Source organism: Novipirellula methanifontis, from assembly GCF_052161655.1.
GTDB lineage: Bacteria > Planctomycetota > Planctomycetia > Pirellulales > Pirellulaceae > Novipirellula.
Map to the genome: position 1 here is coordinate 6,484,077 of NZ_CP197418.1, position 15,622 is coordinate 6,499,698.

General features: G+C 52.8%; 14 protein-coding genes. 8 read left to right on the top strand and 6 right to left on the bottom strand.

Annotated features, from left to right (window positions below):
• The first annotated feature begins 132 nt into the window (after nucleotides 1–132).
• Nucleotides 133–840: a Crp/Fnr family transcriptional regulator gene (locus SH528x_RS23350; protein ID WP_442505858.1), complete on the top strand. Its 708-nt coding sequence runs from the start codon at nucleotides 133–135 to the stop codon at nucleotides 838–840.
• 32 nt (nucleotides 841–872) lie between these two features.
• Here SH528x_RS23350 and SH528x_RS23355 read toward each other — a convergent pair whose 3' ends face one another.
• The 5 genes from SH528x_RS23355 to SH528x_RS23375 form a co-directional block, all read right to left on the bottom strand.
• The gene (locus tag SH528x_RS23355) at nucleotides 873–1,661 is read right to left on the bottom strand and encodes a glycosyltransferase family 2 protein (protein WP_442505859.1); all 789 of its coding nucleotides are present in this window, start codon (nucleotides 1,659–1,661) and stop codon (nucleotides 873–875) included.
• Between the two features lie 385 nt (nucleotides 1,662–2,046).
• Nucleotides 2,047–2,268, bottom strand: coding sequence for a carbon storage regulator (locus SH528x_RS23360; RefSeq protein ID WP_442505860.1), 222 nt, complete (start codon nucleotides 2,266–2,268; stop codon nucleotides 2,047–2,049).
• Between the two features lie 60 nt (nucleotides 2,269–2,328).
• The gene (locus tag SH528x_RS23365; RefSeq protein ID WP_442505861.1) at nucleotides 2,329–2,784 is read right to left on the bottom strand and encodes a hypothetical protein; all 456 of its coding nucleotides are present in this window, start codon (nucleotides 2,782–2,784) and stop codon (nucleotides 2,329–2,331) included.
• Nucleotides 2,785–2,962: 178 nt separating this feature from the next.
• On the bottom strand, nucleotides 2,963–4,702 hold the full coding sequence (locus tag SH528x_RS23370) for a hypothetical protein (protein ID WP_442505862.1): 1,740 nt from the start codon (nucleotides 4,700–4,702) through the stop codon (nucleotides 2,963–2,965).
• A gap of 278 nt (nucleotides 4,703–4,980) precedes the next feature.
• Nucleotides 4,981–5,385, bottom strand: a complete 405-nt coding sequence (locus tag SH528x_RS23375) for a MerR family transcriptional regulator (RefSeq protein WP_442505863.1) — start codon at nucleotides 5,383–5,385, stop codon at nucleotides 4,981–4,983.
• Between the two features lie 696 nt (nucleotides 5,386–6,081).
• Between SH528x_RS23375 and SH528x_RS23380 the strand changes: the two genes are divergently transcribed.
• The 6 genes from SH528x_RS23380 (at nucleotide 6,082) to SH528x_RS23405 (ending at nucleotide 13,594) form a co-directional block, all read left to right on the top strand.
• Entirely contained in the window at nucleotides 6,082–6,858 is a 777-nt protein-coding gene (locus SH528x_RS23380; RefSeq protein ID WP_442505864.1) for a mercuric transporter MerT family protein, read from the top strand.
• 312 nt (nucleotides 6,859–7,170) lie between these two features.
• Complete coding sequence (locus tag SH528x_RS23385) at nucleotides 7,171–7,674, top strand: rhodanese-like domain-containing protein (protein ID WP_442505865.1); 504 nt, start codon at nucleotides 7,171–7,173, stop codon at nucleotides 7,672–7,674.
• Nucleotides 7,675–7,867: 193 nt separating this feature from the next.
• On the top strand, nucleotides 7,868–8,095 hold the full coding sequence (gene nrtS, locus SH528x_RS23390) for a nitrate/nitrite transporter NrtS (protein ID WP_442505866.1): 228 nt from the start codon (nucleotides 7,868–7,870) through the stop codon (nucleotides 8,093–8,095).
• A 203-nt stretch (nucleotides 8,096–8,298) separates the two neighbouring features.
• Nucleotides 8,299–8,487 carry a hypothetical protein gene (locus SH528x_RS23395; protein ID WP_442505867.1) on the top strand — a complete coding sequence of 63 codons (189 nt, stop codon included), beginning with the start codon at nucleotides 8,299–8,301 and terminating at the stop codon, nucleotides 8,485–8,487.
• Between the two features lie 291 nt (nucleotides 8,488–8,778).
• Nucleotides 8,779–11,754: a thioredoxin family protein gene (locus SH528x_RS23400; protein WP_442505868.1), complete on the top strand. Its 2,976-nt coding sequence runs from the start codon at nucleotides 8,779–8,781 to the stop codon at nucleotides 11,752–11,754.
• A 436-nt stretch (nucleotides 11,755–12,190) separates the two neighbouring features.
• Nucleotides 12,191–13,594: an IS4 family transposase gene (locus SH528x_RS23405; protein ID WP_442505869.1), complete on the top strand. Its 1,404-nt coding sequence runs from the start codon at nucleotides 12,191–12,193 to the stop codon at nucleotides 13,592–13,594.
• 38 nt (nucleotides 13,595–13,632) lie between these two features.
• Here the strand turns inward: SH528x_RS23405 and SH528x_RS23410 are convergent, their stop codons facing one another.
• A complete protein-coding gene (locus SH528x_RS23410; RefSeq protein ID WP_442505870.1) occupies nucleotides 13,633–14,382 on the bottom strand; it encodes an NAD(P)H-hydrate epimerase in 750 nt (249 codons plus the stop codon).
• Between the two features lie 182 nt (nucleotides 14,383–14,564).
• On the opposite strand from SH528x_RS23410, the gene SH528x_RS23415 reads away from it, so the two are divergent.
• Nucleotides 14,565–15,464 carry a hypothetical protein gene (locus SH528x_RS23415; RefSeq protein ID WP_442505871.1) on the top strand — a complete coding sequence of 300 codons (900 nt, stop codon included), beginning with the start codon at nucleotides 14,565–14,567 and terminating at the stop codon, nucleotides 15,462–15,464.
• Nucleotides 15,465–15,622: the final 158 nt, after the last annotated feature.

Below are 15,622 nucleotides of genomic sequence, written 5' to 3' on the forward strand. Positions count from 1 at the left end.
AGGCAAATTTTCATCCTTTTTTTTCTTGTGTAAGGAATCCCACGTTCGGGCGTCTTCAGGGAATAACCGCGAGCATGTGGCCACGACGTGTGTCCCCATTCGCGGATCGAACTTGGCGAAGAGGAAATAAGTGTGCCTCAGAGAATCTGGCATTTGAAGAACAACGAGCTATTCACAAAGTTGCAACCGGAACAGTTGTCACGATTGGAATCTCGTTGTCGATCGCGGTCGTTTCCGGCACGCAGTCCGGTCTATTTGCCGAGCCAATCCGCGGATTGTGTGTTTCTACTCGCCAGCGGTCTTGTTAAGGTCTGCAACCTGACCAATGACGGAAAGCAATCAATCTTGGCCTTTGCCGAACCGGGAGAGCTGTTCGGCGAATTGGCCATTTTTGATTCGGAGCAGCGAGATGAATACGTGGAAGCCGTTGAGAAATCGACGGTCGTAATGATCCCAGCTAACGAACTGCAAGAATTGGTGGCGGCAAATCACGACGTTTCGATTGCCCTGACCAAGATGATTGGTCTGCGGCGGCATCGCGTCGAGCGACGATTGAAAAACTTGCTCTTTCTATCCAATCGCGACCGGCTAATTCACTTGTTGCTGGACTTGGCCGAACAGTTTGGCATCGACGATTCCGATGGCATCCGGTTGCGGATCAAATTGGCGCATCAGGAAATTGCGAATTTGATGGGCAGCACCCGCGAAACCGTCACCATCTTACTTGGACAACTGAAATCGGAGGGCTGGGTCAACGTCGGTCGACAACGGATTGTTTTGATTCAAGTTGAACAGATGGCAATGTCAGTGCATCGAAAAACGCCGCGACTTGTCTCGTAATATCGCAAAACAATGCCGGAACGACGGTTCATTCACGAAGGCTTGGCAGTGCAAGCCGCTGCTTTCCTCGGAAGCGACACACTTCGGTGAGTTGATTTTGGAAGCAATCCATATTTGGCGATCGTGTACAGGATTTTGTAGCCGGCTTTGACTGAGCCGCTTACCGTACCACTGATTTTGCTAGTGCCAACACGAGTTCGATACGGCACCGGGATTTCTAGGAAACGCAGTCCAAGTTTTACTGCTTTGATTTGCATTTCGATCGTCCAGCCAAAGTTTTCGTCTTGCATCTTCAGTTCGCACAGTCGGCTATATTGGATCACTCGAAAGGGTCCGAGATCGGTGTAGCGAACGCCGAAAAACAGCCGCATTAGAAAACACGCGAGCTTATTTCCGAAAACACTTTGCGGAGGCATGGCTCCCGGTTCACGTTTGCCTAGCAATCGCGATCCGAGCACGAAGTCGGCCTTGCCCGCTACAATCGGGCTGACCAATTCAGGCAATAAATCCGAGTGGTCGCTGTAGTCTGCGTCGACGAATGCTACCGCGTTTGGAGTCGCCGTTCCTGCGATCGTCAGCTCACGAAGTTTTTCGAGGCCCCGCAAGCAGGCGGCACCGTAACCACGTTGCGGTTCAGGCACCACGATCGCACCCGATTGCGCCGCGATACGACTGGTATTGTCCGTGCTGCCGTTGTCCACCACGATCACCCCCGCGACACACGGCAAATCACGAAGCACTAGACCAATCGACTTCTCTTCGTTGAGTGCCGGGATGACGACCCAGACCGATTCTCGGAGATAGTTCTCGACATCTTTCATCTTCGTAGCCTGGGAGTCTGGCTTGATTGGAATTGAGCGGATATTCCGCCATCATCCCATCAAAACCACTTCTCGTCTGTGAGGTCCAACACATTCGCCGAAGAATCCTTCTATGGCAAAACGAATCCAACACCAGCGGCCTGATTCGCTTCGCCAGACGCCGGGCATCGGCAATGCTGTGAAGCATTTAGAGGCGGCAGATTACGGTATTTGCGTTTCGTAGCTACGCTCGCCAGAGCGTGGATTGTTGACGTCCTAAGCGAATCACCACCTTCTGGCGAAGGTAGCTACCAGGAAATGCTTCACAGCGTTCCGGCAGTGGGCAGGAGCTACGCATCCTGTATGAGAGAATGGCAGGCATCGGCGGCAACAAAACCGATGCTATCTAAGCAACCACTTTGATTGGGCAATGGTTGCCGGGGGTCTCTGGCTCGATGCACGACCCCATTTCGGCCCACACTTCTTCACGATGGACGCCAACGGCATTTTCGGCTGCGATACCCAGACGAACTCGGTTCCCATCAATCCTCAACACCTCCAGCATCGCGACTTGATCGCCAAAGTTTACAACAATCCGTTGACCTAGTTTTCTTGATAAGACGAGCATGATTCAATCTTCGTTATAGATTCGATTGTTTCGACCACACACCTTCGTGGTCGTGTCTAATCAATCTACGTTCGCCGCGAACATGGGTCTGTGAGTTCGAAAACCGTTCTGCAACTTCTTGACAGTTCTTTGAGCCGACCTCGGGGTGGTGGCATTCTTCATCGCGTCGATTTTCTCTTGGCAAACCGAACACTGCTGAAGATGGATGGCGAAAGCTTGTTGCTGAGCGGTGGGCAGTTGCTCCATCGAGAACTGCCGCATCGACGCCTGGAACTCGCTGCACGTCACACCGCCGAAATTGAATTCATGAGGAACCGGCGGGTTCATCGTTGGGGCAATGGTTGCACTAATCATCCAACCTCCAATCCCTAACAACGCCAGGATGACAATCGGAGTGCCAACTCGAACTGCGGATTCGCGACGGTGATCGCTTCGCAGTCGATGCTGCAAATCGCTGAGGGTACCTTTAGCACACTCGTCCCATTGAGCATTTGTTTCCAACTCTTGGCGGACCATGATCTCGTTCCTCTATTAACAACAAACTTAAAAACAAAACGCCTGGAGACGCCGTTCGCTCGGCGTCTTCCCACAACACTATCGTCGCCACACACAATCGATGCGTCTGTATTGGATCTCACAACGGCGGAGCTTTCTTTTTTGACGGCGTTCACAGAAAGTGTCGCAAATTACGCGTCTAACCCGTTTCGGACGTCGTGCTGCGATTCCGACGCAGAGCGTAACCGACGATCAACACGGCAAACCACGGAGCAAACTCAATCCAAGTGACGATGAAGTCGTAAAATGCTGCTCCGGTGTACCGTGTTCCCAGTACCGCAGTGTCTGCGAAATGATAACTCAGCCAAAACCTGAGATAGTAAACAAACACGAGACCGCTGACGGCGAGCCACGCGCGGCTTTTGGCAAATGCCAACAAAGGCAATGCCCACGTCCAATACCATGGATTCAGTGTCGGACAGAGCAGCCAAAACCAGGCAATTGTTAAGAACGCCGCCTCACAGAAACTCGCTGAATCCCTGGAGGAGGCCCGCCAAGCAAGCGAGACAGCGATGACAATGAAGATCACCGCAGTGCTTGCACGTGCGAGCATGAAGGGAGCCTCGGCGGGGGTGATATTCAACAGTGTTGCAGCCGAATTCACAACGGTCTCTCGCACCGACTCGGGCATCACCGTAAACCAAGCGACCTCGTGGGGACCACGCTGAGCAGTCGGCTTAAGATTTTCGATGATGATCAGAAAAATGAAATCGTTCATTTCCCAATGGTGAAGAAACGTCACCACGCCAAGGCTTGGATCATGGCTGCGATCTTCTTCAGCATGCGTTCTGTCGCCGGGGATCAGCGGCGATAGAAGCACCCCCGTTGTAACGATAAATACTGCGGTTGGAACAAAGACGAATCGCCACCCCAATCGCTTTGCAAACGAGAAAAACACAAGCGGCGTCAGAATGATGGGGTAAAGCTTTGCCCCCACCGCCAATGCGAGCACGGCACCGGCCAGCGAACTATGGGCGAACGGCAAACGCATCGGGGCAGCCGCGTTCGATTCGGAGTCCGACTCTTCGCAGACCGCCAGCGGAAACCGTTGCAGGACGCAAACCACCAGATAGACGGCCAGCGTGGTCAAGAACACGGCGACGGCATCCAAATGACCGCTGTTCGCGACCTCTTTCATCAGCAGCGGGCACCACGCATAGATCACACAAAATCCAACGGGTTTGGCACATGCCCGAAGCAGAGCAATTACCACGAACAGCGTCGCGATGTCGAAACCGACGAAGCAAGCCTTCATGATGAACAATCGCGTCAGCAATGACGCCGCCGATGGCGTCGTCAGATTAGCTGCCGCGAACACCGCTTGGCTGGTCGGCGGATAGATCGTCGGCAACTCAGGAAAATGCACCCGGTGCAAGATTTCAGCGAGCGCCGGATCACGATCTCGCATTTCCGTCAGTCGCTGTAAATCTTGATCGTCGGTGGTTACGATGTCGGCCGAACTTACTTGTTGGGGACTGTAACGAAACGGACTGACGCCAGCGGTGGTGACTGCTCCGTCCCAGAGATAACGATAGATGTCGACTTCCTGGATGGGCAGTGAGAACAACATCACGACACGAAACACGATCGCGGAGCCTATCACCAGTTTCAGCATTCGGCCATTTTGCTGGGACCGCCAGACGATCCAAATCGCTCCCAAGTATGCGGCAAACGCCAACGCGAACAGGCACAGTACTGCGATGATCGGTCGCTCGGTGGTCACACTACCAACGTCGAACCGCCAACTCAGCAGCGAGATGATTCCGTAGACGCAAATCGACAGGCCAGCGAGTATCGCAAGCGGGCCTGCGTACACGTTTGCTTCCGCGTCTTGGTTGGAGTCTTGTGCTGTTTCGCCCGCCACATTCCTGCCTTGCATCGGTGCCAAAATAGTCAGTGCAAATATCGCGACAGCGTAACACGAAGTATTTCGACCGTCTGTGAGCGGTCTCACACGACATGGCAATGGAACTCAAATCACATAGCTGCAAAACGCCCCGTCGAGTCTGTGTTGGCGGTCCCGCAACGACATGGTGTAGCTGCAGAACGGCCGCCAGATAAACCGGTAATTCATTTACTACCCGCCACGCAATTTCCTAACTACGTGACAGCAATCGCTCTGCTTTTGCGTTTCGCACTGCTGCCTCAATTTGGTGGTCACTTCGCTCGAAGCTCAGTCACGACGTGGCAGCAGTCCGTCTTCTTCTGTTCGTGACACTGTTCCAAAGCTGCCTTTAACACTTTGCGAACGTGGCGTATATCTTTGAGCTGCGATTCGATATCTGCGAGCCGAACTTGGATCAACGATTGAACGCTTCCACAAGTCGGAGCGCCTCCTGCCCCGTCCGATAGCAGGGCTCTTACATCGTCCAGCGAGAACCCGATCGCCTGTGCGGCCCGGATAAACTTCACCTTCTTCAGCGATTCATCGTTGTAAAGTCGATAGTTGCCATAGCTGCGATTTTCCGGCTCCACCAGCTTGATTCGCTCGTAATACCGTAGCGTGCTAGTGGGAACTTCCGCTGCTTTTGCCAATTGGCTGATCGTGTACTGGTTTTCCATCGAGCATTGTCCCTAAGCAAGAACATGGATGGTCGCGCCGAACACTCCATTCGGAAAAACTCCATTCGGGCTTGACCTTACACCTACGTGTAAGGTCGATAATGTTAAAAGAAGAATACGACTCGTTCGTATTGTGTGACTCTATTCGTGAGTCGAGATTCAAACAAGAGAAGGGTGTCAATGAGTACCGATGAAGCCAGGGAAATTCGAGTGCGGTGTCCAGCCTGCGGCAAGAAGGCGAAGCAAGTCGGAACGGTTACGTTGCGAGCGCTGCTCAACGACGAGTTCGCTGGCGAGTTTGCGGCCGATGACCACTCCTGTTGTAGTTCCTCTGGAAGCGGCGATGGTGGGTGTTCACCGTTAACAAAGGACAGCGGCTGGCGGTTTTGCGATTCCCAGAATTGCGACGTCGTCTACTTCGCTGAGTTCAGTCAACGAGCATTTACGAAGGACCAATTGCGTGTCGCTGTCGGAGTCAAGGAAACGACTGGAGAGCGGCCCTTGTGCTACTGTTTTGGTCACTCCATCGCAAGCATCAAGGAAGAGCTTCGCTCCGAAGGCAAAAGTAACGCCACAGAAGACATTCGGGCAAAAATGAAGAACCCTGGGTGCCGATGCGAGACCGAGAACCCATCCGGCTCGTGCTGTTTGGGAAGCGTCGGAAAAGGGATCAAAATTGCTATAGGAGAAATTGGAATGAATGCTACAGATACGATAACGACACCCGCTGAGCCAACCGGCAACAAAGGCGAGAAGATTGCCAAGGTTGGAACGCTCGTCTCGGCGATCATGGCTTCCGCTTGCTGTTGGTTTCCACTGGTCTTGCTGGCCGTCGGTGTCTCCGGGGCAGGGATTGCAGCAACGTTGGAAGCATACCGCCCGCTATTCATGGTCATTACGTTCGGCTTCCTTGCTGCTGCGTTCTATTACACGTACCGACCAAAGAATACGTACCGACCCAGGAATACAAGCGAGACCGCTGAGGGGCACGGTTGCTGTGCGACAGAGCCAACCAGCGGCGAAGCATGCTGTCCGCCAACCAGTGGCCGTTTCAATAGGATAACCATGAATAAGGTCATGCTGTGGGGCGTGACCGCCATGGCGGTTTTGTTCCTGTTTTTTCCAAGCTACGTCGGAGCGTTTCTCAGCGGTGACGCGACGACGGTAACAGACAACATGATCCGGGAGGTCATCCAAGTGGAAGGCATGACATGTGAAGGCTGCTCGGCCCTTGTTGCCAAGACAATTCGGACCGTGCCAGGCGTGTTAGCAGTCGAAGTCAACTACGAAAAAGGTGAAGCCATCGTCGGCTATGAAAACTTTTGTCCTGTCCCGCAGGATCAAATTCTCACTTCTCTGGTGCAGGCTGGATACAACGGAATCTTCACCGATTCTGTTACCGGCACCGATGCCGTGGCATCTTCAGCGTCCACTGCAGCTGGCGACAAGGCTAGCGTCCAGGCGGGACCCTAAGTTGGCAAACCGACGGATACAATTTCATTTGTATTTAGCGGCTCAGGCCAAAAGCATTGGGCTGAGTCGCATTTCGTGGAGAGTCGAGATGAAAAAGAATCTCGTATGTGTAGACGTGATTCTCAGCAGTGCGATTTGTGCAGTATGGCCAGCTAATCACACAACATTATTGCCAATGTAATTAATCTCACTGAGTGGGAAACGGAATGTGTCGTCTTATGTATCTGGCGGCGTATGCAGACTGCGACAAGTCGGATGCCGTTCTTGCTGTCGACGCGAATTAAAAGCAGTACTTCATGGATGAGGTTCCCCGTGCCACGCTTCTTACCTATCAGTGTCGCCATTCTGTTCCTTGCTGGATTGCCCACAATTTTGACAGCACGATTTGGAGGCCTATTCGCTGGTTTTTCATCAGCGTCTGAGCTGAATGTCGAACAACTCTTAAAGATAAAGGCGGAGCGCGCGTACAGGCAGCACAGCATTGATACTCCACACGTGATCGTCGATGTGCGAGAAGCGGAAGAGTACCAAGTTTCGATGATCCCTGGAGCAGTCACGAAAACGCAGTTTGAAAAAAACAAAACGCAATATCGCAATCATACCATCGTCGTTTACTGCACGATCGGGTATCGGTCGGGACTGTATGCAAACGAATTGGTGTCCGACGGTTTTACCGCAATGAATTTCAAAGGCAGTATCCTGGCTTGGTGTCAAGCAGAACTGCCGCTGGTGACCATGCAAGGTGTACAGACGAATCGGGTTCACACCTACAGTTCCAAATACAAAGTCCCCGCCAAGTACACGGCTGTCTTTTGAAACCACGTTTCATTGCGTTATGGTGTACCGGTAATGTAAGTCATAGACAAAATGTCATTCGCAAGCTTTACATGTATTGACGTATTCCCTGCCTGAAACGTCGGATAAATGCCCCCATTGAACATGTACTCAAACTCGACGAGAAAAGTCATAGTTCTCAGAAAAGTTACATGCAAACAAAGGGACTTGCAAAATGAAATCATGGCTCCAACTCGCGCTTAGTCGAACGGTGGTGTTACGAGCGCTCGGGTACAGCGTTTTCGTCGGCACGCTGTTGGTTGTGATCAATCATGGTGATGTACTTCTCAACGGCGAGCTGACGACGGGGATGGGGCGGAAGATGGGGTTGACGTACTTGGTGCCCTACGCCGTTTCGACGCTTTCCAGCGTTGGCGCAATGCGGAATTCTTTACGGAACTGAATTCTGTAAGGAACTGGCTGCTCGGGCGTCTCCCATTTATAAAACGAAAACCACGCTAACGGTAGTTTCACTCGATTGACGCAAAACCAGGCTGCCATCTATGGAAAACACAAGCATATTGTCCCAAGCAAGTTCCCTTAACGGGGACCGAGTACGTCCATCATCACAAGACGTGGTTCACCTTCGATCCCTCGTTCAACCAGTTGGAACTAACAAAACTCTACAACTGGTACGGTGGCGATTTTGAACAGGTCGCTGGCAGCGTTTCCCAGTTGGCAGCAAGCTACTCAACACAGTTGACGCAGGCTCTGGAAAACGGCACCGCGCCTCAGCCGGACTGGCTACCTTACGATTGGAAGCTCAACAGCGCAAAGAACAAACAGCCGCGATAAGCAAGTCTTTCGCTATCTTCCGGTAAGACGTCGGCTCAGATCATTATGTGGAATCACTCGCATTGACCTGCATTAGAGAAGAGGCATCCATCTTCTGCGATGGACGTCGATTTTATTACTGAAGCGTTGATGACTTCCGTGAGGCTATTGCCGCCATGACGTAGCCTAGGCTTCTAGCCTGGGAACCGCCATATAAAGACGCGGCCAGCACTACTTTGATGCTGGCTACCCGCGACGGATCATGACCGAGAACGTCGCGGACAAACTGCGCGGATAAAGGATAAACTGAACGTGCCACTCATCGAGACTGACTCTGTTAGAATCAGCATCTTGGTCTATACAGGAAACGCACTGACGGAGATCCAAATGTTGACACGCATGCTTGTTGCTTTCTTTGTCGTCGCGGTTACTTTGCTTGCCGAACCGCAACCTCCGCTGCACGCAGAATCACCCACGAATGATTGGATTCGGGGAACGCTCGATCAGCTACAGATTCGATTGCGGGGTGAGGTCTTCTATCCCGATGGCCAGCCTGCAAACGACATCGTCGCTGAGGGTGGCATCAACGCCAACGCTGTATCACATCCGCTGGAACCCATTGTCAGTAGGAACCGATTTGAATTGTGGATCTCGGTGAATGAACAGAATTGGTATTCAATGTGGTTGCGGGTCGCTTCCAAGGATGGATCACTCGTCCAGTACATACGTCTGAACATGTATCAAGTTCGGCAGGCCGCGATTGATGGAATCAAGCTGACGCTACAGCGACCGACGCGAGTAATGAACGTAAAAGTGATGCATCAGGGCGAGCCGATTCCAAACGCGTTCGTCAAGACAGAATTGGGATTCGGCATCGAGCTTCGAGAACGCACCGATGCGGACGGAATCGCGAAATTCCGGCTGCTGCCCACACAAGAGCCCACTCGAATCACCACTTGGACTGAAGACTTTCGTATTGGCGGATTCAGCTTCAACCGACAACCGCCCCGCGATCCCTACGCTGACCAGCACGAAGTGGAACTGAGCCAATGTCGTGATCAGAAACTGAGGTTCGTGGACCAAGACGCAGCGCCGGTGCCCAATGTTACGTTTGTGCTACAGATGGCAACGATGCCTAATTACAACTACATCGGGACAAATGAGAACTCGCGATTGACGACGGACGCGAATGGCGAAGTCGTCTATTCATGGTTTCCCGACTGGGATCAGCACCACTTTTATCCTGATTTGCAAACTCGCGAGTGGATCCGTGACGGCGATCCGGAAATGATCGATGACGTAGCCGTATTGAAGCTGAAGAAGGGATTGAGTCGAAAGCGAATCACCGGACGAACGGAGGTGCAGGGGAAATCTGGCAATCAAGGTTTCTTTGTGACGCTGCGGTCATTCCAAGGAGAGCGAGAGAACCAATCGGACGGGCTATTCGCTTTTTCCGACACCAACGGAGAATTCGTGATGGACGTGCTTCCCGATGCAACGTACTGCACTTGGACACTCGATTCGAAATGGGCCGGTGAAGTCAGTCATTTGATTCCGTATCAGTCAGAAACCGACACTATCACGTCACCGACACTTGCAGTTAAGCAAGGCCAAAACGTCGAGGTGATTGTCACGTCTGGCGAGAACGAGAAACCGTATCCAAACTTGAGTGTGAATTTTGCACGCGAGCATCGATATTCGTGGCAAGAGAATGGAAAAACTCGTCATGGCACCAGTGGGCCGCAATGGTTTGCAACGACCAACGAAGATGGCATCGCTACGACAGTCTCACTTCCAGGTGAGCTAAAAGCCTCGGTGTATACGCCGCTTTGGCGGACAGAAGCAGTGGCCAAAGTCTCCAGAAGCGACAATCCGACAATCGTTCGCTTGCATCGCGAGTTCGATCAGAAACGCACCGTCACAGGCAAATTGATGTTAAGCAAAGCGTGTGATTCGAGTTTGCAAAATGCTGAGGTCAAAATCGCCAGCGTCGATGGTGACTACGACGATCAGCAAGAATTTGTCGTCCAGCAAGACGGCTCGTTTTCTTTCAAGACGTTCGCAACCAAAATCGGGATCTTCGCAATCACGCAGGATGGAAAGGCTGCGGGTGCGATCGTGGCAACGGAGCCTGATTTGCCTATCGTTTTGCCGATGCGTCCGACGATCGACTATCGAGGGCAGTTAGTCGGCGACGCTGACCAACCGCTGGCGGGACACAAAGTTTGGGCAAGCGTTCAGCTCGAAGGTGAGGTGGATTACGACAGGCGAGCGAGCTTTTCGACAAGTTTCGAAGCGAGGCGAATCGAGACAACGACGGATTCGCTAGGAAACTATACGCTCACCGGTTTGCCGAGCCGGGTGAAGATTGGCATTCGCGCCAGCTCGATCGACGATCCGACTGCGACTCGCTACCTCGATAATGTTTTTCTGCAGTCAGGGGAGAATCGGCCCGTCGCGGTTAGCCATTTAGGCGAGCAGTCAGGCTCAGCCAATACTCCGCTTGCCAATCGTTATGAATCCATGCTTCGAGATTGTTCGTTGATGGGATTTCACATAATGGTGATCACATCAGCCGACGACGAATCGACAAACAAATTCGTCGCCAAGAACTTCGTAAACTATGGAATCAACAAGAATAACTCCACGTTCATGCAGCTGGTCGTAGCTGGAAATGCGGCGAGCCTGCCGCAAGAGGACGTCAACTTTTTGAAGGAGCGAAAGGTCCCCTTACCCGACGCCAGCCGAATATTCGCATGTGCAATCGACTCGAAAGGCAATGAACTGGGGCGATTGGAATTGGACATTTCGGACAAAGATGCAGCAGCCACGGCCGAAAATTTCGTCAACTTGCACTCGCCCAGCCAACTCGATGCCGAAGAAAAATGGAATGATGCGTTTGCAGAAGCCCAGGATTCCCAGCGAGTGGTGTGGGCTCGTATCAGTCAACGTTACTGCGGCCCATGTTTTAGAATGGCCAGATGGTTAGATGACAACCGAGAGCTATTGTCCAAAGACTATGTCATGCTAAAGATCGACAATGTGCGAGACAACCATGGCTTCCATGTTGCTGAGCGACTGAATCGCGGTGGGCGGCACGGCGTTCCATTCCACGTGATCTTTGACGCTGATCAGAAAGTATTAGTCGACAGTGAAGGACCGTTGGGTAACATCGGCCATCCCAGTGGCTTCGAGGGCAAGGCACACGTTCGAAAGATGCTGCTTGAAACTCGTCAGCGTCTGAGTGACGCCGAGATTGACCAGATCGTCGATAGCCTGGCTGACTAGCTCGCGATTGGAAGCTCAAGAGCTTGAAGAACAAACAACCGCGATAAGCATGTCTTTCGCTATCTTCCGATGAAACGTCGATCCTTTTGTGAGCCGACGGCGTTAGCCGCGGGCCCGTCAACATTGCAGGAAACATGCCTGCGGCTATCGCGTCGGCTCAGATCATTATGCTGAATGACTCGTATTGACTTGGTTGGATAAGAGGCATGCCATCTTCTGCGATGGACGTCGATTATATCACTGAAGCGTTGATGACGTCCGTGAGGCTCTTGCCGCCATGACGTAGCCTAGGCTTCCAGCCTGGGAACCACAGTAACCCCAGGCTGGAAGCCTGCTGATTACCCAATAGTTTTTTAATTCCCTGCAAAAATAGCTCTGTCTTGGCACGCGATTTGCGCCATTTATTTCCTATTTTAACGCGATAGGAGATCAATTGATGAATGCGATTCCGACCACCATTGAACAAGAATTTAACACAATCGACTTCGGTCACAAAAGCCGAAACGATCGATCCAAAGCGATTCTCAAGGCACTCTTCGCCAACCCTCAAGAGAGTATCAACGCAGCCTGCGACAAATGGAAGGATGCCAAAGGAGCCTATCGGTTCCTGCAAAACTCGCAGGTCGATAGCGACGAGATTCTCAGCGCTCACCGGCGAGCGACGATTCAGCGAATCAAGTTTCAGAAGGTTGTCTGCGTGGCCCAAGACACGACCGAATTGGACTTTGGCAATCACGCCCCCGACGATGTGCGTTGCCTCAATCAAGCAGAAAGGAGAGGGCTCTATGACCATAGCTCCGTTGTCTTTACCCCTGAAAAGTTATGCCTGGGAGTGCTCGATGTCGACTTCTTTGATCGTAGCGAAGAGAGCTTGGGCAATGCAGCAGAGCGAAAGACAGATCCCATCGAAGACAAGGAAAGTTTTCGATGGCTCCAAGGCTATCGGCGTTGCTGCCAGTTGGCATCCCAGTGCCCCCAGACGCAAATTGTTTCGTTGGCTGACCGCGAAGGTGACATCTATGACATCTTCGTCGAAGCTGAAAAACACGAATGCCCTGCGGACTTCGTCATCCGTAGCAAACAAGTCCGCAGCTTGCCTGAAAAAGATGAACAAGCGGGCGGCAATACCTACAAGAAGATGCGTGAGGAAGTCGAAAACTCTAACCTCGTCACGACGCGGCAGATCGAACTGCCAGCCACCGCGAAGCGCGCCGCCCGAACAGCCACTCTGGAAATCCGAGCGATTCGCACAAAAATGAAACCTCCCCATGCAAGATCAGCTCTTCCCGAAGTGACGCTCAGTGTGGTGCTTGTGCAAGAGGTCGGCGGTCCGGGCGACGGAACCGACCTGAACTGGCTGCTGTTGAGTTCACTTCCGATTGACAACTACCAGGATGTTCTGCGAATCGTTGATTACTACGTTGCACGGTGGCCAGTGGAAATGTTTTTCAGAGTCTACAAATCGGGCTGCCGTGTCGAGGACATCATGCTGGAAACGAAAAGCAGATTGATTCGCGCGTTGATGTTTTACAAAGTGGTCGCGTGGCGGATCCTGTTTGTCACGTTCCTTGGACGAGAATGCCCTGAGTTGCCCAGTGATGTCGTGTTCAGCGAAGCGGAGTGGAAGTCGGTATGGAAAATCGTTGAGGAAACCGAACCACCCAAATCAGCCCCAGAACTCTCGCAGTTCATCCCGATGCTTGCTCAGTTAGGTGGCTACAATCGACGCAAACATGATGGGCCACCGGGGATGGAAACGATTTGGCGCGGAACTCGCCGAATGATGGACTTCGCGTTGGCATGGCGATCCTTCGGGCCGCCCGTGTCAGCTGAACATTAAAAATTGGGTAATCAGCAGGCTGGAAGCCTAGGCTACGTTCAAATAAGGCGAACGATGTCGCTCTCGGCGAACAGCGAGGTTGGAATTGCCAGACCCATCGCCGCGTAGAGTGACGGCGGAACGCTGATGTCACCTAGGTACAGCTCTCCGATATGACGTGAGCCAGCCGAGCTGAATAGCCCGGACTTGGGTAATGCCAATGTGAATGTGGCAGATGCCGAGATCGAGGGTTCAAACACCTGGCCAGAGGCGGTGTCGAGTCCCGAAGGAGTATCCAATGCGAGGGTGGCAGCCGACTGCTGATTAGCCCAACGAATCAAGTCGGATGCGCGGCCCCTTGGATTCCCCCGGAGACTGTATCCAATCAAACCGTCCAGGATGACATCGACTTCACCGTCAGGGATCGAATCTTCGTCGACCGGTATGCCCAGCTCCTTAACAATCGTGAGTTGGTGAGCCGGCACGCCGCCAAACGCGTCGCGGGGCTTGGTGACAAACACTTTTACGTTGGCGCCCCAGCAGTGCAGTCGCCGAGCTGCGACCAGGGCGCCCCCGCCGTTGCCGCCGCGGCCCGCAAGTACAATCACATTCTTGCCGTCAAGCGAATTGCCCAAGAATCGTGTGGCAGCGAGTCGGGCCAATCCTCGTCCAGCGTTTTCCATCATCTGCAGCAACTCAATCCCATAGTCCTCGATCATTGCACGATCGACCTCGATCATCTGATCCGTCGTCAAATGCGGTAACGAGCTGGCGGCGACTTGAGGGAAACGATCGGAGGTATTGGACACTTTCTATCTCTTGGTGCACGGGTTTGATGAGAGGGTTGGCAGCCAGCGTAGCCGCACTTGAAGATGCGCTACATGTCTTTTATATGTTAAAGTAACACGATTCAATAAGTCGGTTTCGGCCACCGTTATCTTTTTTACCGTCTGTTTACTCGTGTTCCATTTCCCCCACCGTTGATCGCAAGATGCCCAGCTGCTCCCCAAAATCATTGCTCGCTGAACGATTCCTGAACCGATGGCGTGGATGGATCGTTGTCCTCGTGCTGGCGTCGTTGGCGATCGGTTCCGCGGCGGCTGAGTCCAACGAGATCAATGCGGAAAACTGGCGAAGCCAACAATTGGCGACCCTTGCCGATCAGATTCAAAATGCGGATTCAGACGACGAGCGTTTGGAGTACGTTGCCAGACAATCATGGCTTCGTCGCTGGAAACCGGGGCGAATGTCTCCCGCGCCGACAGATGTATCGGTCGACTCGGAACGGGCTGAATCGGAACTGGTCGAGGAACCATTGCTTGAAACGCTGGTCAGGCCAGCGAGAATTGAGCCGAATGTTTGGCGACAGATGATTGACTTGCAGACGCGTTTGCACTCGGTCGATAACGACGAGCAACGCAAGGAAAACTTGCGGACCACCATCGGATTAGCGAAGCAACTTGAACAAGTCCTTTCCGACCAATTTCCGTCGGAGTCGCAGCAGTTAACGACACCAACCGCTTGGGTCGTGGCGTACACTCGATACCGACTCGGGCGAGCGTTGGCTTATCGCGAATTGCCGAGCGTGCTTGAGAGATGGCCGATTTCGAATCCCGATGATTATGAAGAACAACTTACAGCTGCCTACCAACGGCTGATCAAGCAAGCGAATCGAGATCGGCCCGAGTTCATTCTGCTTCAGGATCGGATGTTGCGACGAGCCGACAAGAAGGGGCGAGCATTAGAATTACTTGAAGCAAGCCAGCAATCCATTGATCCAAAATGGTACCTCAAGAAACGGCGTGATCTGCTACAAGAGCTCGGCTGGGATCCCGCCTATCAAGAAGCTGCCCGACTGTACCTCGAAGCAGGCTACACCGACGAGCCGTGACCTTTCACGGCACCCAAGGACTCGTCAGCTGCATCGTCCAGACCTTACTTTGGCTGAGGCTGAGAGGCGATCCGGCTTTCTACGCCAATCGCACCTGCTTACTCTGCATCGAAAGCCGTGTCGTCCGAGCAATCATTGTCGACCACGATGACTCCGGC